Below are 25275 nucleotides of genomic sequence, written 5' to 3' on the forward strand. Positions count from 1 at the left end.
CCGCGCGCCGGGCGGGCTCCATCTCGGCGTGTCGATGAGGCCTGACCCGTTCCGGGTCCACAGAGCTTGAACGCCCACTCCGACAATCAAAGTCCGCAAGGCGACGGCAGTACCGGATTTTGTTCTTTCACATTGTCGACATGGGCTACTTTTTTACTGCGCATGTCGGCGATCCGCGCTTCCACGTCGGCGGTGGTGATGGCTGCGCCTTCCTGGAAGAAGACCCAATCGATATCTTCCTGGTATTCGCGCATCTGAGGAGAATCGACGGGGCCTTGAGAGCCGTCCGCACCCTTGGGCATGAACCACAAGTTGAAGTTGATCGACATGAAATCCTCCGGGTACACGGCGCTGGTGTGCACGGAGAACAATGTGCCATCGACGTAGTAGCTGACTTTGTCGTCGGCGACCGTCAGCAGCAACGTATGCCAACCCGCATAACTGCCTTCCTTGCGGGAAAATTCGTTCACTTTGGTCCAGGGCTCGAGCTGGAACGTCTCCCAAGTGGTCGTCCACATCGCCGGCTTGGTGTTTTCGCCCCAGCCGCCGTTGGGCAGATACTCGAAATCGGTCTCACTGTAGTCTTTGTCCATCGGTGCTTTGAGCGGACTGATGGCATAGAACGTCTGGATCACTTCATCGCCGTCCGGCCCCGAGTTGGGTTCATCGCGGAAAAAGATGCGTGCGGCATAAGTGCCTTCGCGATATTTTCGCGCATGGCAAAACTGGGTGTGACGGGTCTTCTCGCCGGTGCCGTTGGTGACCGAGCTCATTCTGACTGCGCCCGCCGCGGTGTCCGGAATATCCGAATGGAACGACAGGCCCTGCGCGGACCAGGTCGCGCCTTTGATACCGGGATGGCCGGTTTCGGTTCTCACCTTCCAGCCGTTGCCGTGAAACGCGGCCAGATCGCGATAGCTGAAGTCATCGAAAAAGACGGCGGCCGTCGCCGGAGCCGAAGCTGGCTTTGCCGCGGCAGTTTCCGCCGGTTTGGATGCTTGTTCGGTCGCCGAGTCGGTTTTCGAACCGCATCCGGTCAAGGCAACGGCCCCGGCAAGAACGCTGGCGAGAAAAATACGATGCTGCCCCATGTTCTTATCCCTGTTCTTCGTGGCGGACTGTTTACGGCCGATTGCAGCGGGTGAATTTGTCGCATCACCGAGAACGTTGTCAAATGACTGGGCGATACATGCGCCGACCGGGCTCAGCGTCGGCAGCTGGTCGGGTTGTCGCCATGCCGCACTGCCGGCGGGGCGGCAAAAGCGGCGCATCACCTTCGAGATGGACTTGCAATCACAGTCCGGAGCAGCCGGGTATCCGATGCATGCGGGATGGAGCCTGCAATCACAGTCCAGGGCATGCCGATGTCTGATGCTTGCCGTCGAGCGGCGCCGTGTCTGGTCGTTGTTGTCGCGCCGTCACGGCGCGCATGGCCACGCGTCGCTCAGCGCATCAGGGCTGGATCGATCCATGAACGATCCGGTCACCCGCCGCCACGACGCGACAAGCCGCAGCCAGGGGACAACCATGAAACGACCGACCCACATCGGCCGCAGCGCCAGTATTCGCCGATCCATCGCATCGCTCGAATGCGGCGTGCCCGCGGGATTCATGCACTACCTGGCGCGCTTGAAGCCACTGAGCATCGTCTTTGCCGCCGCCTTGCTCGGCGGATGTCCCGCTACGCAGATCGACGAGAACGGCGTGCGCGTCCAGACCGGATCGATCCCGCCGCCGCCGACCACGACGCGCTTGAACGGCATCGGCTCTTCGCCCGCGCCCGCGCAGGCCAAGGCCGCCGCGAACTTGATGCTGCCGATCGAGTTGCTCAGTGCCGGCTATCCGACCACGCCGATCACCGCCCACGCCGATCTCGGCGTGAGCGCGGCCAACCTGTCGAAAGTGGCGCAGGTCTGGTTCCAATGCCATCGTTGCGGGTATTACGGCGCGCCCGAATTCGAAAAGGTCGTCACTGCGCTGCCCAAGGTCAAAGCCAGCATGCGGGTGATCGGCGGCGCGACCGCACCGGCGGAGATCGATGCGATCCCGTGGGTCGACATCACCGATGCCGACGTCGTGCTCGATACGCCCGAGCGTCTGCAAGGCGGCATCAACGGTGGTTTCTACACCATCAAGATCACGCTCAAGCTGACGCCGCAGAGCAAGAGCAAGCTGGTCGCCCTGCCCAAGCTCAACCGCGTGCAGTTCCGTTTCAACGGGACCGATGGCGAGACCAACGGCTTGCGCATTGTGCAATTGCAGCTGCGCGATACCGCCGCGAACGACGTCGGCCAGAACACCATCGCCTACACCAATCCCAAGGTCGAGAAGGACGCCGGCCGCTTGAACAGCGCGGATGCCGAGGCGGGGAGGGCGCTGTGGTACGCCGAGAATTCGCTGGCCAAGTCCAGCGTGGTGCGGCGCAAAATCCAGGCCTCGTGCTCGGGCTGCCACGCGCAGGATGGACGCGATCTGCAGTACTTCAACTATTCGAACAAGTCGATCGTCCAGCGCAGCCGCTTCCATGGCCTGAGCGAGGCGCAGGGCAAGCAGATCGCGGCCTTCATCCGCTATTCGCAGCGCGACCTGCCGCACGTGGCGCAGGCGCGGCCTTGGAATCCGCCGTATCAGCCCGGCCCCGGCCTGGACGCCCAGCCGCTCAACGAGTGGGCCGCCGGCGCGGGGCTGGACGCGGTGCTGACCACCGCGCAGGAGCAGATGAATTCGATGCTGGGTAAGCCGCTCGACACCGCGATGTCGGCGGTGACCCAGGCCGACATCGACAAGGCGATGGACGCCAAGGCCACCATGAACGTTCGCGAGATGCCGGTGAATCTGCAGTTCCCGGATTGGAACGCGTGGTTGCCGAGCATCCACCCGATGGATGTGTGGCCGGAAGGCGCGAACACCCAAGGCTCGTTCAAGGCCGGCGCCAACCTGCCGAACGGGTTCAAGCATCCCGCCGCGCAGCACAAGAAGGTCGCCGATTGGCTGACCGCGAAGAAAAGCGCGACGTTCGGCGATTGGAGCCATCTCGCCCCGAACGACCGCAACCAGATCAAGCACGAATTCTTCCTGCTGGGTTGGGATGCCTACAATTTCCTCGGCGGCGGCCGCGGCGATCACATCAACCACAATGGCGCGCCCTTTGGCGCGCAGTTGGGCGCGGCGAACCTCAAGCGCCTGGCCAGCGAGGCCACGATCCAGGCCAGCGGCCGACCCGGCGCATTCACCGATGCGGCCTTCATCGAGCGCGCGGTCGCCAGCATGCTGCACTGGAACTCGCTCAATCAGTGGTATCTGGCTCAGGCCTATGGCCTGGAAGGGAACCAGAAGTGGTTCTTCGGCGATATCGAGAACGGCCAGTGGGTGGGCCGCGGCGAGGCGCGCGGTTGGCCGTTCCGCACCGTCGGCCCGTTCTTCCTGGCGCCGCACATGCTCTACCAGCGCGACAACAACCTGCCCGGCGGTCGCTGGCGCGACTGGTACTTCGCCTGGGAGGCCGACAACATCACCGCGTCGTACTACAAGAGCAACCAGTGGTACCAGGCGCAGATGACGATCAACTCGGGCGCCCAGGACGACTGGTCCAACTTCACGATGGATTGGCCCTATCTGTTCGCGTTCGACAATCTGATCGGCGACATCGTCGGCACCTCGACGCCGGCGCATGCCGACATCAAGATCGGTCACTACATCCGCCTGATCCAGGGCCGGATCAAGGGCGCGCAGTACGTCATGAACAAGGTGCCGCTGAACCGGCCCAATCCCGCTGCGCCCGACGAGTTGTTCCAGAACAAGGGCCGCGACAGTCGCGCGAACGCGGCCAAGCAGTTCCAGCCGCGCAACTACATGGACAACGGCACCGGACAAACGCCGTACCGCGCGCTCAATACGCTGGCACAGGGCTTGCATCTGAAGGTGATCAACGGTTCGATCCGGATGTACCTGAGCGCCTACGGCGATGTTCCCGCCGAAGCGTGGCGTCGCTGCGATCCCAACAACTATTCCATGGGCGGTGAGCCCGAGCCGGTGCATGGGATGTCGTTCTGCCTGGATCGTTCGCGCACGCCGCTGCTGCGCGATCCCAACGGCAATTACTACCTGGCGGCCGGCAACACCACGCTGTATCAGGCCAACCAGTACGGCCTGATGACGGCCCGCGCGATGGGTGCCGACGCGCAACGCGTGCAGCAATGGGAGGCCTGGCAGAACCGGATGTGGCCGTGATCTTCGCGATGGCGGCCACGCGGCGCAAACGCCACGGCCGCTTCAGCCGGAGCCGGCGATAGGCCAATAAGGGCAGTCCTGCTCCAAAGGCTTGAGTTTCGCGCATTAAGAATCAATGGGTTGGCTGTGGACTGTTCAGCGGGTCATTCGGCGGTCAACATGTCGGCCAAGCCGTAAACTCGAAACCACGGACATGCACCGGGGAGAGGCTCGGCCTCGGGTCGCAGGAGAAGCCCATGAAGCGCACGTGGACCATCGTTGGCGTTGCCGATGTCGCTCGCAGCTTCGGCTGGTATCAGTCGTTGTTCGGTCAAGACAAGACCGCTCCGGCCCACGACTACTTCGGGCAAATCGTGGACGAGGACGGAACGGTCTTGATTTGCCTGCATCGATGGGGAGCGCACGAGCACCCGCCCTTGGCCGATCCCGAGCACGCCCAGCCGGGCAATGGACTGCTCTTGTTCTTCCGTGTAGACGACTTCGACGAGACCTTGCTCAGGGCCCGGTCGCTAGCCCCCAAGTTGGAAGAAGAACCTCATTTGAACCCCGCTACCGGAACGCAGGAATTCGCACTGCGTGATCCTGACGGGTACTACGTCATGGTCAGTGCGCTTGCCGTGGTGTGACACAAGGTTCAGGTCGGCTTTCGTCGAGCCGTGGACGCCGCCGTTGCGACGCCGGCACGCCGCCCGTCGCCAGGTGGTTTGACGGGCGTTGCCGAGTGGGTGTATCTATCGGCGGTCCGAGCAGGGAAGGGCTATGCCATGAGGAAGGCTGCAATGAATACCAAGGCGCTCATCGTGATGGGCTTTGTCCTCGGGGCGATGGCCGCTCCGGCGGCGGCGACCGACAAGATGATGATCGACATGCAGGGTGAGTCGCCGAATCGGGTCCTGGTGTACGTAGACGATCATTCGACCGACAAGTCGCCGATCGGGGACGAATCGGCCCGCATTCGCGAAATCGTCCTGACGATGGTCTACGAGGCCGCGGGACAGCCCTACTGGACCGAGACCGACCTGCAGTTCAAATGCCCCAGCCTGAGTTACGGCAAGAAGGCATCGCGTAAGGGGCAGGCGGACGAAACCGGGGTCCTCCCCGATGCCGACTCGGCCGAGTTCCGCATGGTCGAGGGACATAAGCGAATGAAGAATTCGCCGAACATCGAAACCTTGTCCGGCAGCAACTGGCAGACGGCATCGAACTACCTGATGCTCAAGGTCTATCGCGTTGCGTGCAGCGATGTGGCGATCAGCCAGGCGAAGCAGGCCGCCGCGATGCCGAACGGAAAGATGGATCCCGATGCGTTGCGCCGGAGCATGCGCGATATCGGCCTCGACGTGGCTGAGTTCCTGCCCGCCGAAGGCCTGTCGATGAACATGCTGGCCAGCTATACCTGGGAACATTTCTGGAAAGACGCTCCCAAGCCCGCGCTCAACAACGGCAGGCCGCTGACCGCGGAAGAGTCGACTGCGCTGGAGAAGGCGCTGAAGGACCAGATCGCCACGTTGGAGCAGCGACGAGATTCCGTCGGCGCTCGGATCAAGAAGATGGACGATGAGAATCGCTTCATCGGCGAGGCCGCGAAACTGCGTGGTGGCCGCCGCATCAGCAGCACCGAGCAGACGATGCTGAGCGTCTGGCTGGGCAAGGGCGAGAGCGATGTCGTCGCGGCGATGGGCGCGCCCAATGTCAGCGAAGCGGGCGGCATTCGCTTTCTGACGTATTTCGGTGAACACGATGGCCGTTTCGCCCTGGTAACGGCCGGCGGAGCCCACGTTGCGACCCAGGGTCTGTACGAAAGCTGCCAGGCTCAATTCGTCCTCAAGCCCGATGCCGCTGGAGCGATGCGCGTGGCGGACGTCGTCGTCAATGAAAGCCGCAGCGGTCCGGGCCGAGCATACGTTTGCTCAAGCTTGCTCAACGCACCAAGAAACTAGAACCCGACCCGGAATCGCCGATGCGCGTCTTTGGCGAAGCTTCCAGACTGCCGTCCCGCCAAGGCGGCGGGACGGTTTACGGCAGCGCGAAGCATTGGTCGTCCCTGGGCTGGGTTCTCGACAGCGGACGTCCAGTGACGACCCGCTGCGCCCGCTCATTCGGCGTTGACGCTCGATGGAGCCGACGCCGGGTGACGGCGCTGATCGCGGATCAATCGGCCTTGGCGCTCCCGGCAGCCATGCATTTTTCCAGCATCCGGTAGGCCTTCTGCAGCTCCACCAGCTTGACGGCATATACCTCCTTGCCATCGAGCTGCACCGTGAATTCATCGGTGTCCTCGCCTTTCTTGATGACCGTCTTAAGATAGTTCTTCACTTTAAGGAACAAAACGAAGGTGCCGTGTTCGGGAATGAACTTGGTGAGCGCGGTGGGATAAGTGACCGTCTTTCCCCGCGCATTGATGGTGATGCTGACCTGTTGGATGCCGTCCCGCGCCGGAATGTTCTTGCCGCTGAACCAGATCTGCCCGCCGCCTTCCTTCACTTGCGCGGCGTTTTCAGGGCCATGGATGGCGTACAGGCCATCGGTCATGATGTAGCTGACCGAGCAGCGCAGGCCGTTGTTTTCCCGGCTGCGCATCAGTACCCAAAAGCCGTCTTTCGACTTGTAGAAAGCGTCGCTGTACAGCGAGCCCTCGCTGCCTCCGCCTCCCTGGAGAAGTTCGGCCGGGATTTGCGCCATCGCCGAGGGAATCACCGGCAACGTGGCGGCCAAGCCGGCTGCTATGGCCCATAAATACTTTCTCAAAGGCATGGATTTACCCTCCGTGTTTCGCATGCCGGCCGATATTAGCATGCGGCGTGGCCGGGTTAATCGCATCGCAAATCCCGGCGCTGTTTGGGTTGCGCTGGACCAGTCCGTTCGTAAACGGCCGTTCGGCGAAGGTGCCGAGATGATTTTGATTCGGTCGTTGTTACTGAGTAATACCGCCGGGCCCTTCCATCCCGGCGGGTGCGCCAACAGGGGCCGGCCGGCGATGTCGGTTTGGGTTCCGGGTTAATCTTCACCGACCTTGGGATGCCTCAGTCCTGTTGAAATCGATGGGCATCGGGTGGTCGCGGCTCTATATGCACCACAGCTTCGCTTCACCCAGTCGCAGTGATTCGCCTCCTGGGCGTCCCGCTCGGGGCGGAAGACAATGAATCTGGAATCTGCCCGAATGATCGACTACGACCTCGAACTGCAACACCACAACGACGTGCTGCGGCGCGCGTGCGCGATCCGCGCCTCGGATCGGGTTCTCGACGTCGGATGCGGCACCGGACAGACTGCGCGCGAGGCGGCGCGGCTGGCGACGTCGGGATCCGTGCTCGGGATCGACCGGTCGAATGAGATGATCGAGCGTGCAAGGGCGCTTGCCGGCGAAGCAGAGCTGAGCAACGTCGAGTACGTATGCGCGGATGCCGAAGGACATCTATTGTCGCGCGAGAGTTTCGACGTGGCGATCAGCAGATTCGGCACGATGTTCTTCGGTCATCCGGTGGCGGCCTTCTCGAACATACGAAACGCACTGCGTCCAGATGGGCGTCTGGTGATGATGGTGTGGCAGTCGCGGGATCGTAATGAGTGGGCCACGTCCATCGAGCGCGTATTCACGTCCGACGAGGCAGGGAGCACCAACGCTGGCGCTGTCCCACAAGCTTTCTCGCTGGGCGACCCGGACGTCGTAAAGCGTCTTCTCGATTCCGCGGGCTTCGTGGCTCCCTCGTTCGACGAGGTGAATGCGCCTGTCTTCTACGGGCGCGACGTCGATTCCGCGTTCGAATTCGTTTCCGCATTCTCTACCGTGCAAGAGAAGGTCGCCCGCCTCGATGTCCAGCAATGTACGCGTGCATTCGATCGCCTCCGCCAGCTGTTGGCCGAGCACCAACGCGGCGATGGCGTATGGTTCGAATCACGCGCCTGGATCGTGGCCGCGCGCCGCAATCCATCCATGCGGAGCTGACGGACTGTGGTTCACACTATGCGCCGCTGACAACCTGGTTCGCCCGCCATGGCAACGAAACTCCGAGCCTCTCGTTCCAGCTTCGATGCGTTCGTGCGCGTGCGAGGCGCCCGAGAGCACAATCTGAAACGAAAAGGCGGGCCCGTGCAGGGGGCCCGCCCGCGAATCGCGCGTCCATCGGTCGCGACGAATCGTTACATCTCCACGATCGGCCCGGTCGGATCCGGCGGCGTGGGGCAACCACCCTGAGGCGTGCATATTCCGATCAAGCGCCATGCTCCGCCGCGGCATTGATAGAACGAGCCTGGATCGGACGGATGATCGTAAGGCACCTGAAACAAGTGTCCTTCAGCTTGCGCCGTGCATGCGTAGGTCGGCTCCGCCGCGACGGGCGCGGCGGCGATGATCGCTCCGGCGAAAAAAGCCAACGCGGCTGCTTTTGCACTCCATCCCTTCATGCGATTTTCCTCCTTCGATAGCCGCCGCGCTCACTCCCCGGCGAGGTCATGACGGCACGCGCAATCACGGTCAATCGCGATGACGCGAGCCTCCCGGAAGCGGCGGCGGCCTCCGGGAAAGGCGACGCTAGCACATGATGCGTCGCATCATGGTCCGGGTTCGGACTACCTTTCGCGAAGCCGGCGATGGAACGGTTGAGGGTGCATCGGGCGAAGGCATCGCCCGGCATTTCGGAAGCCGCTCGAACTCGCGTTCGCGATGACGGCGCCGCGCCGCATCGTGTTCCGCGCCGCCATCGCGAGCGGGATCGAACCGGGCCAGGCGGGCATCATGCGCGCAGCGGCCATCGAAGACCGCGTATCGCTCGGCAACGTGTTCGCAAACGGTGCGGCGCCGGCGAGCTATGCGGTGTTGGATGCCCGCATCAACTCGCCCGGCTGAGTGGTGCGGCCCACCCGATAGCTGTCGGCGATCGAGTTGTTTCGGCGAAGGTTCAGGAGCGGCCGGTTCGACCCGGCCGCTCCTGCTGGATCGCACCCGTTACCAGATCTTGATGCGATCGGCCGGCGCCAGATACAGCTTCTCGCCGGGCTTCGCGCCCCAGGCGTCGTACCACGCGTCGATGTTGCGCACGGTCTGCGCGCGCTGCGCGCCCGGTGCGTGGCCGTCGGTGAGCAGGCGCTGGCGCAATGCCGCGTCGCGGATCTTGCTGCGCCAGGTCTGGCCGTAGGCGAGGAAGAAGCGCTGGTCGCCAGTCAGGCCGTCGATCACCGGCGCTTGCTTGTCGCCGAGCGATTTGCGGTAGGCCATGTAGGCGATGGTCAGGCCCGACACGTCGGCGATGTTCTCGCCCGAGGTCTGCTTGCCGTTGACGTGCAGGCCCGGCAACGGCTCGTAGGCGCTGTACTGGTCGGCGAGTTTCTTGGTCGCTTCCTGGAAATGCTGCGTGTCCGCCGGCGTCCACCAGCTGGCCAGATGGCCCTGTCCGTCGAACTCCGCGCCGGTGTCGTCGAAGCCGTGGCTGATCTCGTGGCCGATCACCGCGCCGATCGCGCCGTAGTTCGCGGCCGGATCGGCGTCGGGATCGAAGAACGGCTTGTCGAGGATCGCCGCCGGGAAGTTCATCGCGTTCTGCAGCGGCAATTGCACCGCATTGACCGTCTGCGGCGTCATCCACCATTCGCCGCTGTCGACCGGCTGGCCGAGCTTGCCGATCTGGTGCCGGTATTCGTGCAGTTCCGCGCGCAGGCGGTTGCCCAGCGCGTCGTCGGCGCGGATCTCGAGCGCGGCGTAATCGCGCCAGCGCTCGGGATAGCCAACGCTCACGCGCATCGACTTCGCCTTCTCGCGGGCCTTGGCCTTGGTCTGCGGCGTCATCCAGGCGAGCGAGTCCACCCGTTCGTCGAATGCGGCGAGGATGTTGTGCACCATCTCCTCGACCTTGGCCTTCGACGACGCCGGGAAATATTTCTGCGCGTACACCTTGCCGACCGCGTCGCCGAGTGCGGTGCTGGTCGCGTCGAGCGCGCGCTTGCCGCGCTCGCGCGCCTGCGGCGTGCCCGCGAGCGTGGTGCCGTGGAAGCGGAAGGCGAGGTCGATGTACGCCTTGGGCAATTCGCCGGGGCCGCGCACGGCTTCGTTCCAGGCCGCGTGGTCCAGCGCGTGGAAGGCGAGGTAATCCTTCCAGGCCGGTAAGGGTTCGCTGCCCACCAGGGCGGCGATGCCGGCGATCGCGCCCGGTTGCCAGGCGACGATCCTGGTCTGCTTGGACAGCCCGGCCGAGTCGAAGAACGCGGACCAGTCCAGGCCCGGGGCGCGCTGCGCGAAGGCCGCCGTTTCCCAGGGATTGTTGGCTTTGTGCACGTTCTGCGACTCGATCACCGGCGCATGCGCCTTGGCGATCTTGGTTTCCAGCGCGAGGATCGTCTTCGCCTTGGCGTCGGCATCGGCGATGCCCGCCTGCTTCAACAACGCGGCCACGTAGGTCTCGTAGGCTTTGCGCGTATCGGCCATTTCCTTACTGGGCGACAGGTAGTACTCACGGTCGGGCATGCCCAGTCCGCCCTGCATCAGCGTTGCGACGTAGGCCGGTTCCTGCAGGTCCTTGGCGACGAACACGCCGAACAGGTTGTCGGTGTGGAAGTTGGTCGCGTTGAGCGGATCGGTGTCGGCGCGCACGCTGGCGCCGAGCACGCGCGACAGGTCGCCGCGCGAAGCGATCGCACCGATCGCATCGAGCTGCGGTTGCAGCGCCTGCAGGCCGTGTTTCTCGATGCCGGCTTCGTCCATGTAGGCGGCGTGGAAATCGGCGATGCGGCGCGCGTCGCTGCCGGGCGCGGGCTTGCCGGCGGCCAGTTCCGCGATCAGCGCGGCGTTGCGTTTTTCGGCGGTCTCCAGCAGCACGGTGAACGCGCCGTAGTTGGAGCGGTCCGCGGGGATCTCGAAGGTCTTGCGCCAACCACCGTTGGCGAAGGCGTCGAAGTCGTCGCCCGGCTTCACCGTCTTGTCCAGGCCGGTCAAGTCGATGCCGGAGATCGGCGCCGCGGTTGCTGCGGACGGCGCCTGAGCGGGCGCGGGAGCGGCGTCGGTGGGGGCGGGTTTGTTGCACGCGACGAGGGTGCCAGCCAGCGCCAGCGTCAATCCAAGAGACAGAATGTTCGGTCGGTAGGGCATCGTGGTTTTCCGGGACGGAAGCTTTAGGGATGTGGCCGGCGTTTTCACCAGGGCATTGACCGCCGCTTCGAAGGAGGCCGGATCTGGCCGGTGATCGGCGGATTGTCGGCTGCGATTTGGCCGACAGTGGCGGCCTGCGAATGGCGGCCCATTGTGCTTCAGCCTGTCCCCGGCCTGGAAGTGCAGGAAATCCGTAGGTCGTTCTGCCCATCGGACGATGGCCTGCCGCTGAGGCCCGCGGTTGCCTGAACACGCGCGGCGCGTCGTTCGCAGAAAGAAAGAGAGAGCGGCCTGTGATGTATTCGTTGGTCTTCCGGGTTGCGACGTGCGTATCGACTTGGCAGTCGTCTGGGTCCGCCGTGAGCCACAGACGATGCGCCGCTGTTCGGATTGACGATCTTCCCGGTCCGATCAAGAATCCGCGCTACTCCCTCTGTCAGGGGGCAATCCTAATTGGACGGCGGTCGTGACGATGCTCAGGGCGCGGTTGATCGTGATGTTCGTAGGAATAGCGCTCCCGTATGCGGCGCGACTGCCGCGCGGTATCGGGTGGCTTGAGCAGTACACCCAGCACGATATCGGCGCCTGGCTGTTCTTGCAGGCCTTCAATGCCGTCGCGTGGGGCGCGATCGTTGCGGTAAGCCTTCTGTACAAGCGTCCGTCGTCGGTGTTGGGGCCGGCGTTGCCGGGTTTCGGGTTCGTCGCGTTCGCGCACTACTCCCTGGATCTGGCCGCGGATGCGCAGGCGGCGCTCGGTTTGGTGTTCATTCCGATCTATGCGCTGGTTCCGATCGCGCTGGGTGCCGTGGCCGGGTACGTGATAGATCGGATGAAAACGCGCGCGGCTGCAGCATGACGGTTCGTTTGAGACGAGCCGCTTCCCGGTTCGGCTAAATTCAGGCGCAGATACTCATCTCAAGGAGCGAAATTTCATGGGAACTTGGTCGCACGAACCCTTTGGCAACGACACGGCAAACGATTGGGCGTACGACCTGGAGGAACGGAAAGATTTCTCTCTGGTCGATGAAGCGTTGCAGCGAGTGATCGATAACGGTGCCGACTACCTGGATGCGGATCTCGCGGCCGAAGCGATCGCCGCGGTGGAGGTGATCGCCAGGGCTCTGGGGCGGGGCACGCAATCGGACGTCTATACGGAAAAGGTCGACGAGTGGCTGAGTTCGATCGCGGCCAAGCCCGAGCCCGAACTGCTTGCCAAAGCCCAGGCGGCGCTGCTGCGTACCCTGGGGCCGGACTCCGAGTTGCGGGAGCTGTGGGAGGAGAGCGACGACTCCAGCGCCTGGGAAGACTCGGTCAAAGCGCTGCAGACGGCCATGGCGGCCTGACGGCCTATCCAGGTCGAAGCGGCCTTGCGGCTCGGCTCGATCGAGGTGTCGACCCGTTTCCCCCGCGGAGGACTACCGATGCCCTTCCAAACGAGCAGGATTATTTTGTTCGGCGACTGCGACCCCGGCGGCGTCGTCTACACTCCGCGTGTCGCCGATTTCGTCGTCGAAGCAGGGCTCGCCTTTCTGTCTTATGCGCTGGGCGGCCCCGCGGCGAGGCGGCTGTTCTCCATGGGTATTCTTCCTCCCGCGCGAGCGCTCTCGATCGAATTTCTGCATCCCATGGCCTGGGACGACGCGATCGATATCGAGGTGTCGGTCGAACGACTCGGCGAGCACTCGTTCACGCTGTCGATCAGCGGCTCCAACGCTGCCGGCGGCAACACGTTCCGAGCCTCGATCACCCAAGTCGCCGTATCGCCGCAGACCCGGCGGCCGGTGCCGCTGCCGGCCGAACTCAGAGTCGCGCTTGAGAGAACGCAAAGCGGTTGAGGGTCGGGTCAGCGCGTACACGCCAGCACGCTGGGTCCATCCGCCGCCGGCGTCGCTTCATTCGCTGTTGGCATCGCGGGCCGTGCGCGGGCGCTGGTTGCCGGGGCAGGCAAGCGGGGGCGGCCCGCCGATCGACATCGTGCCGTGGTCGGACCCGCTCGGCGACGAGGCGCCCCAGGCCGGGATGGCAACGGCGGCGGCGAAAGCGAGCGCGGCCGGAACCGGCGCGGGCAGTGCGGTCCTTGATACAGACGTCTGCATCCGGCGATCCCGAATCCGGCCGCGGCTCGGGTGGCTACCTGACGGAGGCTGTCGCGCCGGTCCCGCGGCCTCGGCGCACGGCGAAGGTCTGAAGTAAACCGCGGAGCGCGCCACTACAATGCCGCATCGAGTCCCTGGAACCGCGGAATGGAACCCTTCGTCGAAGACGCCGCACCGACCGGCCCTGGCACCGCTTCCAAGCTGCCGTCGGTGTCGCTGAAAGCGCCGCCGGGCCGGATCGCGGCCTGGGTCTTCACCGCGGCGGCGCTGGTGCTGGTGCTCAAGTTCGGCCTGCTCAGCGCGCTGCTGTCGGGGCTGCTGGTGTTCCAACTCGTGCATACACTCGCGCGCCTGGTCGACCGGCGGGTGAAAGGGCGCTGGGCGCGGCTGATCGCGGTGGTGTTGATCGCGGCGTTGGTGATCAGCGGCCTGACCCTGGCCACTGCGGGCCTGATCGCGTTCTTCCGCGCCGATACCGGCGGCGAGCAGGCGCTGCTGGCGCGGCTGATGGGGATCATCGACGCCTCGCGCAACCAGGTGCCGCCCTGGGCCCAGCCGTATCTGCCGGAAGACCTGAGCGAATTGCAGCGGGCGCTGAGCGCCTGGCTGGACGAGCATCGCGGCGAACTGAGCCTGGTCGGCGCGGAGGCGGTCCAACTCGGCGCGCGGCTGGTGATCGGCATGGTGCTGGGCGCGATGATCGCGCTGCAGGACGAACTGCAGCCCCTGAAGCTGGGACCGCTGGGCTCGGAGATGCTGGCGCGCGCGGCGCGGCTGTCCGACGCGTTCCGCCGGGTGGTGTTCGCGCAGATCAAGATCTCGGCGCTCAACACCGCCTTCACTGCGATCTTCCTGCTGATCGTGCTGCCGCTGTTCGGCGTGCACCTGCCGATGGCCAAGACCCTGGTGGTGCTGACCTTCGTGGTCGGGCTGCTGCCGGTGGTCGGCAACCTGATCTCGAACACCCTGATCACCGTCGCCGGCCTGTCGGTATCGGTGTACGTCGCCGCCGCGGCGCTGCTGTACCTGGTGCTGATCCACAAGCTCGAATACTTCCTCAACGCGCGCATCGTCGGCGGCGAAATCCAGGCGCGCGCGTGGGAGTTGCTGCTGGCGATGCTGATGATGGAAGCGCTGTTCGGCATGCCTGGGCTGGTGGCGGCGCCGATCTACTACGCCTACCTCAAGCGCGAGCTGGTCGAGCAAGGCTGGGTCTGACGCCGCGGCGATTGCGCCAGGGATCGTGCTGGCACGGGCGTTTGCATCGCATTCGCCCGCCGCGTGGCGAGGGCCGTGTTAAGGCGCCGCAGGCGCCTTGGCCGTGCGAGTGTCCTGTTCGCGCGTGGGCTGTTCTTGTTGCCGTTGTGCCTCGATGCCTTGCCCCTGGCGGATCGCATCGGCTTCTTGCAGGCGCTGATCGGCGGGTTTGGCCAGGGCCTCGGCCAGCGGCATCGAGGCGTGATTGGCGGACGGGTCCGGCGAAGCGTTCGCGCCTTGGCGATGCACCATCAGCAACTCGCCGGCCGCGTGCTGCGTGGTCTGGCGGTTCAATCCCACGGCGATGTCGTCACCGGGCTTGAAGTTCATTGCCACCGCCATCTTGAACGCGCTCGCGCTCAGGCGTTCGCTGTCGCCGTCCCAGGGCTTTCCGATGCTGTGATCGAGTTCGCGCACGCCGGCGTTGGTTTTCGCCAGCAGCGGGCTGTCGGGGTGGTCGCGGTCGGCGGCGGTGCGTGCGGCGGCCGGCGCCGGCGCGACGGCCGCTGGCGTTTGCGTCTGTGCCGCGGTCGGCGCTGGTGCGGCGCGGTTTTGCGCATCGCCGGCGTTGAGCGCGCCCGGTAGCGGCGTGTAGCTGGGCTCCGATATGTTCCGCCCATCGGAGGCGAATTCCGGCTTGCTCGCCGCCCGGGTCGATATCTTCGAGAGCGTTTCGGCGATGCCTTCGCTTCCGCCCGGCTTTCCGCGGGTGAGCTCGGCGATGAATTCCTCCGTGCTCTGGTTCGGCTCGGCGCGCGCGGACCAGATGGCGCTGTACCGCTGCGCATCGGCCACGGGCATTCCACTCGCGGCGGAGCGCGCCATTTTCTGCAACTGGGCCACCTCCGTCTCGGTCAGGGTGATGGTGACGTTCTTCCCATCCGCGGCCAGGGCATCGGGTTGGCCCTGCTTGCCGAACGCGGCGTTGAGAGCGGCCGCATCGGTCTGGGACATGGTGATCGCGTAGCGTCGCTCGGCCGTATCCTCCACTCCGCCAGCCCCGAACTTCTTTGCGATCTCGACGGTGGTGCCGCCGTAAGTTTCGGTGCTCAGCGATTCGCCGCTGCCGTCTTTGGCGTACTTGCCTTTAATCGTCAGCCACGTGGTGTCGCCGGTCTTGCTGACCAAGGTCTCCTCGCGTCCTTCCTTGGGAGGCGCTTCGAATACCTGGGTGATCGTCGTCGAATTGTCCGGAACCAGGACGCCGGTCAGGGTGCGCGAGCCGACGATCTCCTTGCGGCCGTCGGCATGGGTGGTGACGACATCGAGCGTGCCGTTCTTGACCAGGCTCCATTCGGTTTTCGAGGCCAGACTCACCTCATCGGTTCTGCCCTTCTGCTCTGGGAGCTTCTCCTTGGCGTCGATCTCGAACTTCATGCCGATATCCAAGGCGCCTTCTTTCTTTTCTATCGTGGCGACCCCGGCAACCGCTCTGCCGTCCTTGCTGTTTTCGATCGGCAGAACGCCATCCTTGAGGAAGCTCTCATAGCCTTTGCGCCCTTCCTCTGTGCTCAGGTCGAATTCGGCGGTCTTCAGCGTGCTTTCTTTGTCGTCGGTGGTAACGCCCAACAGGAGCTTGGCGTCGCCGATCTTGGCGCCGGCGCCCACGTAAACGTTGAGCGCGCTCTTGGGGCCGGCGGTTACGCGAATTTTGTTCTCGCCGGTCTTCTCCATGACGATGCCAAGGCTGTCTTCTTCCTTGAGATTAACTTCGGCGGCGATCTTGTTGTACGAACCTTCGAGCTTGCCGCTGCGATAGTCGGAACTGTCGATGCTGAGCTTGGTGCCGACCGGGACGTCCGCCGTGGCCATCGTGTACGGCGTAATCTTGGTCACATCGGTCGACTCGGCGTTCGCCTTGGGGACGGTGACCCGGTACTCCTCTTTCTTGCCCACCGTCCCGGTCGCGCTGCCTTTGGCGACATTTCCGTCTGCACTGACTTTGACCGCCACGGATCCGTCCGTGGTCAACGTATAAGTGATGGACCCGTCTTCATTCTCGAGATAATTGTCCTTGTGCTTGCCGTTGACCACGATCACCGCTTTGACCGGACCGAAGTCGATGCCCGCCTTCTTGCCGATGGAAACCTCTTCGCCGTTTCCCTTTTCCGATTCGGAGTAGGTAACGCCAACGGTGTTGGAGGAGATGGGGTTAATCTTGGCCATGGAGGACTGTCCGCTAATGAGTGTTCGTCTGAATCGGTTCGGTTACGCCGAACCAGGCAAGCCGAAGGCCGACCCAAGGCGCCGGGCCGGTGCAGTGAAGGCTTGGAGGTGCCGCGGAAACGAGTGACGCCGTTGTCCGCGATTATCCTGGGTTTGCGCTGTGGCCATCATCAGTCCGTTGGGTCGCTCGAGGGAACCGAGTTTGCACATTCATGTGCATCACGATCAGGGCCGGAGGCCTCAATTTTTCAGACGAGGCGTGAAGTTGTTGTTAATCGACAGGCCCCGCCACGCGCCTTGATCATCCTGAATCGGGGGCGGCCTGTCATGCGCTGCCGTCCTTTGACCCACGAAGATCGAATCGGCAGTGCAGGCAGGCGTCGACGTCGTAGTCGGTGCACACGCGGTCGTCCGATGGATCAGGCGATATCCACTGATGGGGCGTTTTTCCGCAGCCAGGGCAGCGGAACAGATCGGCTCTGTTTCGTCGTCTGACGGCGAGCGCGCCCAAGGCGATCAGAGCGCAAACCGCAGCGAACACCACGAGGATCGACTGGGCCAGGCCGCCGAGCAGGGCGACGATGACGGCGGTCCATGCAAACAGCGGACCGGTATCGGTAGTGCCTCGGAGGCGATTGTATTCGCTCAGCTTCATGCTTCTAAGGCTCCGGAAGTCGCGCCGCGATTGTATAGGCCGGCCCTGTCCGCGTGGATGCACCCTGGTTCCGCGGGCCGTCGTGTCGGCCGAGCGCCCGGACGCGGCCCAAGCCCGCCAAGCGTGCATCCGTCACGCATCCGCCCCAGTGAGTGCGACGGGTTGCGACGCCATGCGCAGCAAGCCGCGGCCGCTTGGGATCGAATCTGCCTGCGACCGCATGAAGGGCCGCAACCTCGGAGTGCGCCGGGACACGCACGCCATCGCAGCCTGTTGGATGTTGTCGCGCGCCGCGCTGCGGCGCGCGCGTGGCCTCACGCCGTGCCGAAAGCGCGAAGCGGTGTTCCCGTTCCCCTCGAGGAGAAGACAAATGAAACGTCTGTGGAAAGTGGTGGTTTGCCTGGTCGCAGGCTTGTTCGCCGGTGGCGCATGGGCGCAGAACTGGCAATTGGTGTGGAGCGACGAGTTCAACGGGTCGATCGGCCCGGACTGGGTGTTCGAAACCGGTAACGGCACCAGCGGCTGGGGCAATAACGAATTGGAGTACTACCGGCGCGAGAACGCCGGCATCGAGAACAACGCCCTGGTCATCACCGCCAAGCGCGAGGACTTCGGCGGGTTTCGCTACACCTCGGCGCGGATGAAGACGCAGGGCGTACGCACCTTCAAGTACGGCAAGATCGAGGCGCGGATGAGGCTGCCCTCGTTCATGGGCGCATGGCCGGCGTTCTGGGCCCTGGGCGCCAATATGCCGCAGGTGGGTTGGCCCGACTCCGGTGAAATCGACATCATGGAGCACATCAACAACGAGGACCGCACCTACGGCACCATCCACTGGCGCGACCACAACGGCAATTACGCGCAGTACGGCGGCAACACGCCGGTCAGCGTCGCCGACTGGCATGTGTACACGGTGGAGTGGGATGCCAACGCGATCCGTTGGTATGTCGACGGCAACCAGTTCCATGAAGCCAGCATCCAGAACAGCGTCAACGGCACTCACGAGTTCCACAACGACTTCTTTTTGTTGTTGAACTTCGCCATCGGCGGAAACTGGCCGGGCTTCAACGTCGACGAGAGCCGGTTCCCGGCGAAGATGCACGTCGACTACGTGCGTGTCTACAGCGCCGGCGGCGCCAGCGGCACGACGCTGGAGGCCGAGAACTTCAGCGCGCAGAGCGGCGTGCAGGTGGAGGCGTGCTCGGAAGGCGGCTACAACGTCGGCTGGATCGAGACCGGCGACTGGATGGCCTACAACAACGTCGCCTTCCCCGCGAGCGGCAACTATCAGGTGGAGTATCGGGTGGCCAGCCCCAGCGGCGGCGCGTTGTCGCTCGACCTCAACGGCGGCGCCATCGTGTTGGGCCAGGCGCAGGTGCCGGCGACCGGTGGCTGGCAGAACTGGACCACCGTCTCGCACACGGTCAACGTGGCCGCGGGTAACTACAACCTCGGCGTGTTCGCGCAACAAGGCGGTTGGAACATCAACTGGATCCGCATCACCCGGCTGTGATGCCAGTCCGCGCGGCGGGCAGCGCCTTCAGGCCTGCCCGTTGCGTGCTTCGCGAGTGGACGCTGCGCAGGCGGCGAGAGGTGAGGCCGCCGGCGGCGGAATCAACTCGTTCGCTTACGCCGAACAAGGCAACCCGCAAGAAAAAAACCGCATCGGCATGCGCTAATTTGGGTGGAAGATCGGCTTGGTGCAGTCGGAGTAAAACACACGGCAATTGGTATCTTCCTTGCTGCACTTTTGAATGCTTAATTCCGACAATGGCTCCCCAGGTTGTCTCCCAATAGCCCGCAGGTTGCGGTGGCGGCGCTGACTGGAACTGCTGCTTTTGCCGCGCGGCGTTCTCTCGTGCCCAGCAACCGGGGTCTTGCGAGACAGGTAGCCCAGAATTCGGACAAGCGAGCTGTGCCGACACGGGGCCGGCGAAAGTAAATAAAGCGACCAGCAAAAGACCTTGGGTCTTCATGACGGCCAAGTATCCCGTTCGGATGGAGGACTGCCCGGTACGGTACTCCCGCCGTCCTGGCTTGCCATGCGCGCCAGCTTGATCAGAACTGTATTGCGTTTTTCCGCTGTATGGCCCGCAAGGTCTTATCTCCCGGCCTGACGACCGGCTTGACCGGCGCGACTCACGGTCTCGACCGGATGCATCCCGACTGCGATCCGGCCTCGCCGTTGCTGCACGATCGATCGAGCGAGCGTCGGGTGGTAGGCTCGGGCCGCGGAGAGTGTGCAAGCACTCGGAGGTCGTCTTCGATGCGAACCGGAAACCTGTTCACCGATGCCGACGCGCCCGCCGAAGGCGAGCGCTTCGAGGCGCTGCTCACTCACAGGAACCTCGTCGTCGAGCGGATCGTCAGTTCCTCGGCCATAACGCCGAAGGAGTACGTGCAGGACCAGGACGAATGGGTCGTGTTGCTGCAGGGCGAGGCGGAACTGGAGGTCGCGGGCGAACGCATCGCGCTGGGCACCGGCGATCATCTGTTCTTGCCTGCCCGGACGCCTCATACCGTCCTGCGCGTTTCCGCCGGCGCGCTGTGGCTCGCGGTTCACTTGCATCGGCAAGAGTAAATCCGGCCCGATACCTCGGGCGTGTTCGGTGCCGCGAGTAGGCCTGGCTCAGCGCAGGCAAGCTGTCTGATGCCGAGGCACATTGGCGCCGATCGGCCTGCGTGCCATCAGGCGCTCGGTCGCCGGGCGCGGCCTTCGCGCTGCGTTTCCACCGGTCCCTCCCGTCATGTCGCCAGCCAAGCCTCGCCGCATGTAGTTGCATACGTAAGCACCGTCGTAACGCCGTGCACTGCGCCGCCGATGGCCCGGGCGAACGGGCGGGATCGAGGCGCGGGCGGAGTGCGAAACTGCGAAGCCGGCCTGTGTTTCCAGCGCGCCGATCGCTGCGCTTACACGCAGGGAGTCGCATTTTCACTCTGTGAAGTCATGCAATATGGCCCGGCAGAAACCGGTGTCATTTCTATTCGAGCGGCTCGCAGCGCGCTTGGGCCATGGCGATGACGACCGCTGTCGTGGATCGTCCAACGATGTTCGCAACCCTCCAGGACTCGCCGCCGGCGAAGGTCCTTGCCTGTGGCATGCCTCAGGAAAACCCACTACGACTCGAACGAGGAATCTTATGACTGGCAATAAGAAGATCCGCTTCAGTGCAATGGCCTTGGCGCTCACGATCTGTTGGACCGGCGCGGCCTGCGCCGCCGATCATGGCGCCGTCTACCCAGCCGATGCCGATCAATGGGAGCTCGCCGCCGGAGAGGTATCGGCGAAGGCGGTGCCGCCATTCAAGCACCCCGGCATCCTGGTCACCCAAACCCGCCTCAACAACATCCGCGCCGCTGTGCAGTCGAGCGCCTCCAGCGCGATGAAGACCGGCTACAACCGGCTCTTGCAAGACAGTCGCGGCTTGCACACCTATGCGCACTCGGCGCTGGCCACGGTGCAGGTGGTGCGGGCCGCCAGCGGCCCGCAAGAAGCGCGTTGGAAGAACGACGGTTTCGCCGCTTACTTGAACGCGCTGCGCTGGGCCGTCACCGGCGACACCCGCAACCGCGACAAGGCGATCCAGATCCTCGATGCGTGGTCGTCCACGTTTACCGCCTTCACCCTGGCCTCGGGCACCGACGCGCCGCAGGCGTGGCTGGAAGCGGCCTGGGGCTTGCCGGTGTGGGCCAGCGCGGCGGAGATCATCCGCCACCACAACGCTGGCCAAGCGGGTTGGACGACGGCGCAGCAAAGCCGCTTCAACGGTTACCTCAACAGGCTCTACGGCTATGCCAATCAGGCGTCCAGCCGGACCAACAACTGGGGCGTGTCGGCCGCGCTGGCGATGATGGCCGCGGGCGTATATCAGGACGACGCCAATCGCTACAACGCCGGCCTGAACCGGATGAAGCAGATGATTCCGCTGATCGTCTACAGCAGCGGCGAGGTGCAGGAGCTGAGCGCCCGCGATTGCCACCATCCGCAGTACTCGCTGGCCGGCATCGCCCAGGGCGCGGAAATCGCCGGAATCCAGGGCGACACCAGCGTGTGGACGCACACCATCGGCGGCGAGTCGCAGCCGCGATTCGCGCGCGGTCTGGAGTACATGGCCAAGTCGATCCTGTACGGCGAAGGTGCGCGCGATTGCCGCTCCTATGGGCTGTATGACGGCTACAGCGACATCGCAGTCAACGGCTATATGAACCGTGGTGTGGCCATTCCCAACTTCCAGAATGCCACCAAGCGCGGCCGCCCGGACGAAATTGCGGCGGAGTTCCTGGGTTATTCGACCGCCACGCACGGACGCGACGATTACTGATCACGTCGTTGCTGCGCCAATAAAACGAGGCGGCGAGAGGCATGAGGCCTCGCGCCGCCTCGTTGGTTTCAGCCTTCGCAACGATCCGCATCAGCTTCTTCGTCTCGCGGCTCAGCTACCTGCGGTCGACGCCCAAGTGTGGCGACGTGGTGGTTTACGGCGTGGACCGCGATGCCAACTACATCTTCGATGCGATCGATCGATCGCGCGTCGGCCGCTTGATTCGCTGAGCCGAGCGGACGGCCCGCCTCGCCTCGTGATGTTCCCGCGCGTCGACGACGTTCTCCGCGGGTACTCGCCCCGTATTCGCTCGCCACAACAGCGATTTCATCGCCCTCAGGCCGGTTTCGTCGCCCCGGTCTTGCGAGCGGGGGCGGCCGCCGCGTATCTGCTCTGAGCGGCCGCTGCCGTCGGATCTTGCGCCGACGCGGCCGTGAAGCATCCGTGGCCGGGGCGTCGTCGCCGACCGGCATGTTCATCCCCTGTCGATAAGCCGGGTCGGCGAAGCTTTTCCGAACTCGCGGCCGATGTCGACGGACCCATGAAGGACCATTGGCATGATCAGCAAATACGCTTTCGCGATCGCCGCGATGCTGTGCGGTACGCACGTAAACGCGGCGCCGCCCACGCCGTCGGACAGTTGGGTGATCGAAAACATCGCGGCGAACACACGGATGGCCCCGTGCGAGGTGCGGCGGATTCTCGGCGCCGAGTTTCCGATCGCCGCCGAGCAATACGTCATGAGTCCGTCTTCGCGGGGGCGCATCCAGCGTCTGGTGCGGCAGCGCCACGACGCTCGGCGCGACGACGAGGCCGGTGCGCCGGCGTTCGAGGCCTGCGCCGAGGGCGAGGGCGTGCGGCCCGCTACGAATCGTGGGCGGCCGGGTGAAGGCACTGCGCCTGCATTGCCGGCGTAACCAATCGGCCTGCCCGGCGGCTGTTCGCACGGCGCGGCGGTGGATACTGCATTCGCTTCGGGCCGGTCGATATTCGTCGTCCGGGCAGGGCCGATGGCGTCATTCGAGGTCGCTGGCCGGGTTTCAGACGCTGTTTTCGCGGCTTCGTCGCAGCAGCGTTGATCTCGCGGCGAAGGCCCATCAGTTTGATCCGGATGCAGACCCATTCGCTCGAGACGATCGACATGAAGCATCGCAAGTTTGCGCGGACGACGTTGTTGCTGGTGTCGGCGGCGATCGCGGGCATCGCCCAAGCGGCGCCCGTCGCGGCCGAGGCCGCCGCCGCTTGCCAGATCGGCAGCTATCGGATGGCCGACGGCAGCGCATTGGATATCGGCCCGGGCGCGCAGGGCCAATTGCGTTGGCGACGCACCGACGGGCTCACCGGCGCGCTGACCGCATCGGGCGCGAACCGCTGGACCAGCACGTACGGTTGGACGCAGCGACCCGATGGGCATTCGGTCGCATTCGTCGATTGCGGTCGCGGCGGCATCCGCTTCGACCGCGTCGTCGGGCGACGCGAAGCCTTGATCGAGCAAGAGACGCGCTTTGAAAGCAACGGTGTCGAGCTGGCCGGACGCTTGACCTTGCCGCCCGGGCAGGCGCGCGTCCCGATCGTCGTGCTGATCCACGGCGCCGAACATTCCTCGGCGCTGCAGGACTATTCGCTGCAACGCCAGTTCGCCAGCGTCGGCATCGGCGTATTCGCCTACGACAAACGCGGCACGGGCGCGTCGGGCGGCCGTTACACCCAGAACTATCTGCTGTTGGCGACCGACGCGGTCAAGGCCGCGCGCGAAGCCCGGCGCCTCGCGGCCGCGAGGACGGGACGCGTGGGATACCAGGGTGGCAGCCAGGGCGGCTGGGTGGCGCCCTTGGCCGCGCGCATCGAACCGGTGGATTTCGTGATCGTCAGTTTCGGACTGGCGGTATCGCCGCGCGAAGAGGATCGCGAAGCCATCGAAGGGGATTTGACCCGCGCCGGCTTCAGCGGCGAAGCGGTGGCTCAGGCGCTGGAAGTGGCCGATGCCGCCGCGGCCATCGTCGAAAGCGATTTCCGCGAGGGCTTCGAGCGGCTCGACGAGGTCAAGCGCAAGTACGCCGGCCAGCCGTGGTTCGCCGCGATCCGCGGCAACTACACCGGTTTCATGCTCGGCGCGTCGGACCAGGCCCTGCGCACGCAAGCGCCGGCGATGGTCGCGGGAATCGAGGTGCGATACGACCCGATGCCGGTGCTGAACAATCTGTCGGTGCCGCAATTGTGGCTGCTGGGCGGACAGGACCGCGATGCGCCGCCTGGGGAGACCGTGCGCCGCCTGGCTGCGTTGAAGCAAGCCGGACGCCCCGTCGAGTACGTCGTCTTCGCCGACGCCGACCACGGCATGTACGAGTTCGAGACCCGGCCCGATGGTGAGCGCGTGTCCACGCGCCAACCGCGGGATTACTTCGATCACATGCGCGAGTTCATCGTCGACGGGTCTTCGCCGTCGCGTTGAGTTCGTCCAGGTAGTCGCCGGCATTCGGCCGACTCCGGCGCAGTCCGGTCCGGGACATGCATCGACCAAGGCGGATCGAACGAAGGCGACAGCGAGGGCGTGCAGTTCCTGCGCCAGCTGCGCCGCGTGCGTCAGCGGCGCAACGGCGAGCAAGCGCGACGACCGCCGATCGCCGGCTCAGGGCACGATCCGCAGCGCCGGCGTCGCGGCCAAGCCTCCGGGCGGCGGGCTCGATCGGGTCTGGATCGCGCAAGGCGGCAGATTCGCCCTGAACACCAGACGGTTGGATACGGGCAACGCAGGCGGCGCGTTGAACTGGTCGGTGCTGTCGAGCACGCCGGCGATGCTGCCGCCGGTGGCCGGCGTGACCGGGCAATTGGTCGAGAGCGGCGCGGGCAGTCGGATCCTCACCCCGTCGAAGCTTACATCGCGCAGCACCGGCGTCAGCAGCGGTGCGCCGGCGAACGGCGGGTTGGCGCCGGCATAGGGCGCGGGCGAGGCGGTCACCGACCACGGCAGCAATTGCCCGGCGATCGCCGCGCACAACTGGCTGCCGCTGAATTGCACGTTGGTCACCTTCGCCACGCCGTTGCTTACGGTCACGGTGAGATCGGCCGTGCACGGAAACGAGTTCAGGTAAGAAAAATTGACCGGACCGATGAGATGCGAGGTTCCGTTGTTGGACCAGCCCGAGCCGTTCCAGACCTCGAAGGAACTGGCCGTGGCGGGCACGGCGCTGAAGGCGGCCGTGGCGCAGACCAGGCCGAGCAAGACGGGTTTGAGTGCGAGCATCGCGTTATCCCTCTATGGATGTGAGACGTCCTCATGGAGTACAGACGCAGTGGGCCGGCGATCCCGAACCGCCGCCGCGGCTGTCTGCGCGCGGCAGCGGTCGCCGGGACGCCGCGGTTCGCGCCCGGGGCATCGGGTTTCGTCGCCGCCGGAGCGGTTTGAGCGCCCGGCCGGGCCGTTTCGTCGCAAGCCGCTTGCCCGGGCTCGGGCGCGGCGGCAATGTCGAG

The 25275-nt window shown here is 64.8% G+C and carries 23 protein-coding genes; 15 read left to right on the forward strand and 8 right to left on the reverse strand.

What is annotated here, in order from left to right; all coding sequences use genetic code 11:
* Nucleotides 1-86: 86 nt before the first annotated feature.
* A complete protein-coding gene (locus ACTOWJ_RS11505) occupies nucleotides 87-1091 on the reverse strand; it encodes a glycoside hydrolase family 16 protein (protein ID WP_441334760.1) in 1005 nt (334 codons plus the stop codon).
* Nucleotides 1092-1527: 436 nt separating this feature from the next.
* On the opposite strand from ACTOWJ_RS11505, the gene ACTOWJ_RS11510 reads away from it, so the two are divergent.
* From ACTOWJ_RS11510 to ACTOWJ_RS11520, 3 genes are all read left to right on the forward strand, one after another.
* The gene (locus ACTOWJ_RS11510; protein WP_441334761.1) at nucleotides 1528-4230 is read left to right on the forward strand and encodes a hypothetical protein; all 2703 of its coding nucleotides are present in this window, start codon (nucleotides 1528-1530) and stop codon (nucleotides 4228-4230) included.
* A gap of 236 nt (nucleotides 4231-4466) precedes the next feature.
* Nucleotides 4467-4856 (forward strand): VOC family protein, encoded by a 390-nt coding sequence (locus ACTOWJ_RS11515; RefSeq protein WP_441334762.1) that lies wholly within the window; start codon nucleotides 4467-4469, stop codon nucleotides 4854-4856.
* A 30-nt stretch (nucleotides 4857-4886) separates the two neighbouring features.
* On the forward strand, nucleotides 4887-6170 hold the full coding sequence (locus ACTOWJ_RS11520) for a hypothetical protein (protein WP_441334763.1): 1284 nt from the start codon (nucleotides 4887-4889) through the stop codon (nucleotides 6168-6170).
* A gap of 211 nt (nucleotides 6171-6381) precedes the next feature.
* Here ACTOWJ_RS11520 and ACTOWJ_RS11525 read toward each other — a convergent pair whose 3' ends face one another.
* On the reverse strand, nucleotides 6382-6984 hold the full coding sequence (locus tag ACTOWJ_RS11525; protein ID WP_441334764.1) for a hypothetical protein: 603 nt from the start codon (nucleotides 6982-6984) through the stop codon (nucleotides 6382-6384).
* A gap of 406 nt (nucleotides 6985-7390) precedes the next feature.
* Here ACTOWJ_RS11525 and ACTOWJ_RS11530 point away from each other — a divergent pair, with 406 nt between their 5' ends.
* Complete coding sequence (locus ACTOWJ_RS11530) at nucleotides 7391-8176, forward strand: class I SAM-dependent methyltransferase (protein ID WP_441334765.1); 786 nt, start codon at nucleotides 7391-7393, stop codon at nucleotides 8174-8176.
* Between the two features lie 194 nt (nucleotides 8177-8370).
* Here ACTOWJ_RS11530 and ACTOWJ_RS11535 read toward each other — a convergent pair whose 3' ends face one another.
* Nucleotides 8371-8634 carry a hypothetical protein gene (locus ACTOWJ_RS11535; protein ID WP_441334766.1) on the reverse strand — a complete coding sequence of 88 codons (264 nt, stop codon included), beginning with the start codon at nucleotides 8632-8634 and terminating at the stop codon, nucleotides 8371-8373.
* A 259-nt stretch (nucleotides 8635-8893) separates the two neighbouring features.
* Here ACTOWJ_RS11535 and ACTOWJ_RS11540 point away from each other — a divergent pair, with 259 nt between their 5' ends.
* A complete protein-coding gene (locus ACTOWJ_RS11540; RefSeq protein ID WP_441334767.1) occupies nucleotides 8894-9076 on the forward strand; it encodes a hypothetical protein in 183 nt (60 codons plus the stop codon).
* Nucleotides 9077-9175: 99 nt separating this feature from the next.
* Here ACTOWJ_RS11540 and ACTOWJ_RS11545 read toward each other — a convergent pair whose 3' ends face one another.
* Nucleotides 9176-11308 carry a M13 family metallopeptidase gene (locus ACTOWJ_RS11545; protein ID WP_441334768.1) on the reverse strand — a complete coding sequence of 711 codons (2133 nt, stop codon included), beginning with the start codon at nucleotides 11306-11308 and terminating at the stop codon, nucleotides 9176-9178.
* 466 nt (nucleotides 11309-11774) lie between these two features.
* On the opposite strand from ACTOWJ_RS11545, the gene ACTOWJ_RS11550 reads away from it, so the two are divergent.
* The 4 genes from ACTOWJ_RS11550 to ACTOWJ_RS11565 all read left to right on the forward strand — a co-directional run bounded on the left by ACTOWJ_RS11550 (nucleotide 11775) and on the right by ACTOWJ_RS11565 (nucleotide 14622).
* Nucleotides 11775-12164: a hypothetical protein gene (locus ACTOWJ_RS11550; protein ID WP_441334769.1), complete on the forward strand. Its 390-nt coding sequence runs from the start codon at nucleotides 11775-11777 to the stop codon at nucleotides 12162-12164.
* 76 nt (nucleotides 12165-12240) lie between these two features.
* Entirely contained in the window at nucleotides 12241-12651 is a 411-nt protein-coding gene (locus tag ACTOWJ_RS11555; protein ID WP_441334770.1) for a DUF4259 domain-containing protein, read from the forward strand.
* Between the two features lie 78 nt (nucleotides 12652-12729).
* Nucleotides 12730-13143: an acyl-CoA thioesterase gene (locus ACTOWJ_RS11560; RefSeq protein WP_441334771.1), complete on the forward strand. Its 414-nt coding sequence runs from the start codon at nucleotides 12730-12732 to the stop codon at nucleotides 13141-13143.
* Nucleotides 13144-13551: 408 nt separating this feature from the next.
* Nucleotides 13552-14622: an AI-2E family transporter gene (locus tag ACTOWJ_RS11565; protein WP_441334772.1), complete on the forward strand. Its 1071-nt coding sequence runs from the start codon at nucleotides 13552-13554 to the stop codon at nucleotides 14620-14622.
* Nucleotides 14623-14700: 78 nt separating this feature from the next.
* On the opposite strand, the gene ACTOWJ_RS11570 is transcribed toward ACTOWJ_RS11565, so the two are convergent.
* Entirely contained in the window at nucleotides 14701-16827 is a 2127-nt protein-coding gene (locus tag ACTOWJ_RS11570) for an XVIPCD domain-containing protein (protein ID WP_441334773.1), read from the reverse strand.
* Nucleotides 16828-17152: 325 nt separating this feature from the next.
* Entirely contained in the window at nucleotides 17153-17482 is a 330-nt protein-coding gene (locus ACTOWJ_RS11575) for a hypothetical protein (protein WP_441334774.1), read from the reverse strand.
* 370 nt (nucleotides 17483-17852) lie between these two features.
* Between ACTOWJ_RS11575 and ACTOWJ_RS11580 the strand changes: the two genes are divergently transcribed.
* A complete protein-coding gene (locus tag ACTOWJ_RS11580) occupies nucleotides 17853-18995 on the forward strand; it encodes a carbohydrate-binding protein (protein WP_441334775.1) in 1143 nt (380 codons plus the stop codon).
* On the opposite strand, the gene ACTOWJ_RS11585 is transcribed toward ACTOWJ_RS11580, so the two are convergent.
* The gene (locus ACTOWJ_RS11585) at nucleotides 18982-19458 is read right to left on the reverse strand and encodes a hypothetical protein (protein WP_441334776.1); all 477 of its coding nucleotides are present in this window, start codon (nucleotides 19456-19458) and stop codon (nucleotides 18982-18984) included. The genes ACTOWJ_RS11580 and ACTOWJ_RS11585 overlap by 14 nt on opposite strands.
* 290 nt (nucleotides 19459-19748) lie before the next feature.
* On the opposite strand from ACTOWJ_RS11585, the gene ACTOWJ_RS11590 reads away from it, so the two are divergent.
* The 5 genes from ACTOWJ_RS11590 to ACTOWJ_RS11610 all read left to right on the forward strand — a co-directional run bounded on the left by ACTOWJ_RS11590 (nucleotide 19749) and on the right by ACTOWJ_RS11610 (nucleotide 24256).
* A complete protein-coding gene (locus tag ACTOWJ_RS11590; RefSeq protein WP_441334777.1) occupies nucleotides 19749-20063 on the forward strand; it encodes a cupin domain-containing protein in 315 nt (104 codons plus the stop codon).
* 559 nt (nucleotides 20064-20622) lie between these two features.
* Nucleotides 20623-21804, forward strand: a complete 1182-nt coding sequence (locus tag ACTOWJ_RS11595) for an alginate lyase family protein (RefSeq protein WP_441334778.1) — start codon at nucleotides 20623-20625, stop codon at nucleotides 21802-21804.
* Nucleotides 21805-21845: 41 nt separating this feature from the next.
* Nucleotides 21846-22034 carry a hypothetical protein gene (locus tag ACTOWJ_RS11600; RefSeq protein ID WP_441334779.1) on the forward strand — a complete coding sequence of 63 codons (189 nt, stop codon included), beginning with the start codon at nucleotides 21846-21848 and terminating at the stop codon, nucleotides 22032-22034.
* Between the two features lie 327 nt (nucleotides 22035-22361).
* The gene (locus ACTOWJ_RS11605; protein ID WP_441334780.1) at nucleotides 22362-22721 is read left to right on the forward strand and encodes a hypothetical protein; all 360 of its coding nucleotides are present in this window, start codon (nucleotides 22362-22364) and stop codon (nucleotides 22719-22721) included.
* Nucleotides 22722-22945: 224 nt separating this feature from the next.
* Nucleotides 22946-24256 carry an alpha/beta hydrolase family protein gene (locus tag ACTOWJ_RS11610; protein WP_441334781.1) on the forward strand — a complete coding sequence of 437 codons (1311 nt, stop codon included), beginning with the start codon at nucleotides 22946-22948 and terminating at the stop codon, nucleotides 24254-24256.
* Nucleotides 24257-24433: 177 nt separating this feature from the next.
* Here the strand turns inward: ACTOWJ_RS11610 and ACTOWJ_RS11615 are convergent, their stop codons facing one another.
* Nucleotides 24434-25048 carry a hypothetical protein gene (locus ACTOWJ_RS11615; protein ID WP_441334782.1) on the reverse strand — a complete coding sequence of 205 codons (615 nt, stop codon included), beginning with the start codon at nucleotides 25046-25048 and terminating at the stop codon, nucleotides 24434-24436.
* Nucleotides 25049-25275: the final 227 nt, after the last annotated feature.

The organism is Lysobacter sp. CA199, assembly GCF_052078715.1.
Taxonomy (GTDB): domain Bacteria; phylum Pseudomonadota; class Gammaproteobacteria; order Xanthomonadales; family Xanthomonadaceae; genus Lysobacter.

Bases quoted from the DNA above. Each gene is read 5' to 3' on its own strand.
- ACTOWJ_RS11580 (WP_441334775.1), top strand. From the start codon at position 17,853: ATGAAACGTCTGTGGAAAGTGGTGGTTTGCCTGGTCGCAGGCTTGTTC.
- ACTOWJ_RS11525 (WP_441334764.1), bottom strand. From the start codon at position 6,984: ATGCCTTTGAGAAAGTATTTATGGGCCATAGCAGCCGGCTTGGCCGCC.
- ACTOWJ_RS11600 (WP_441334779.1), top strand. From the start codon at position 21,846: ATGAGGCCTCGCGCCGCCTCGTTGGTTTCAGCCTTCGCAACGATCCGC.
- ACTOWJ_RS11615 (WP_441334782.1), bottom strand. From the start codon at position 25,048: ATGCTCGCACTCAAACCCGTCTTGCTCGGCCTGGTCTGCGCCACGGCC.
- ACTOWJ_RS11555 (WP_441334770.1), top strand. From the start codon at position 12,241: ATGGGAACTTGGTCGCACGAACCCTTTGGCAACGACACGGCAAACGAT.
- ACTOWJ_RS11590 (WP_441334777.1), top strand. From the start codon at position 19,749: ATGCGAACCGGAAACCTGTTCACCGATGCCGACGCGCCCGCCGAAGGC.
- ACTOWJ_RS11535 (WP_441334766.1), bottom strand. From the start codon at position 8,634: ATGAAGGGATGGAGTGCAAAAGCAGCCGCGTTGGCTTTTTTCGCCGGA.
- ACTOWJ_RS11585 (WP_441334776.1), bottom strand. From the start codon at position 19,458: ATGAAGACCCAAGGTCTTTTGCTGGTCGCTTTATTTACTTTCGCCGGC.
- ACTOWJ_RS11545 (WP_441334768.1), bottom strand. From the start codon at position 11,308: ATGCCCTACCGACCGAACATTCTGTCTCTTGGATTGACGCTGGCGCTG.
- ACTOWJ_RS11610 (WP_441334781.1), top strand. From the start codon at position 22,946: ATGAAGCATCGCAAGTTTGCGCGGACGACGTTGTTGCTGGTGTCGGCG.
- ACTOWJ_RS11540 (WP_441334767.1), top strand. From the start codon at position 8,894: ATGACGGCGCCGCGCCGCATCGTGTTCCGCGCCGCCATCGCGAGCGGG.
- ACTOWJ_RS11570 (WP_441334773.1), bottom strand. From the start codon at position 16,827: ATGGCCAAGATTAACCCCATCTCCTCCAACACCGTTGGCGTTACCTAC.
- ACTOWJ_RS11605 (WP_441334780.1), top strand. From the start codon at position 22,362: ATGATCAGCAAATACGCTTTCGCGATCGCCGCGATGCTGTGCGGTACG.
- ACTOWJ_RS11595 (WP_441334778.1), top strand. From the start codon at position 20,623: ATGACTGGCAATAAGAAGATCCGCTTCAGTGCAATGGCCTTGGCGCTC.
- ACTOWJ_RS11530 (WP_441334765.1), top strand. From the start codon at position 7,391: ATGATCGACTACGACCTCGAACTGCAACACCACAACGACGTGCTGCGG.
- ACTOWJ_RS11565 (WP_441334772.1), top strand. From the start codon at position 13,552: ATGGAACCCTTCGTCGAAGACGCCGCACCGACCGGCCCTGGCACCGCT.
- ACTOWJ_RS11515 (WP_441334762.1), top strand. From the start codon at position 4,467: ATGAAGCGCACGTGGACCATCGTTGGCGTTGCCGATGTCGCTCGCAGC.
- ACTOWJ_RS11505 (WP_441334760.1), bottom strand. From the start codon at position 1,091: ATGGGGCAGCATCGTATTTTTCTCGCCAGCGTTCTTGCCGGGGCCGTT.
- ACTOWJ_RS11560 (WP_441334771.1), top strand. From the start codon at position 12,730: ATGCCCTTCCAAACGAGCAGGATTATTTTGTTCGGCGACTGCGACCCC.
- ACTOWJ_RS11510 (WP_441334761.1), top strand. From the start codon at position 1,528: ATGAAACGACCGACCCACATCGGCCGCAGCGCCAGTATTCGCCGATCC.
- ACTOWJ_RS11575 (WP_441334774.1), bottom strand. From the start codon at position 17,482: ATGAAGCTGAGCGAATACAATCGCCTCCGAGGCACTACCGATACCGGT.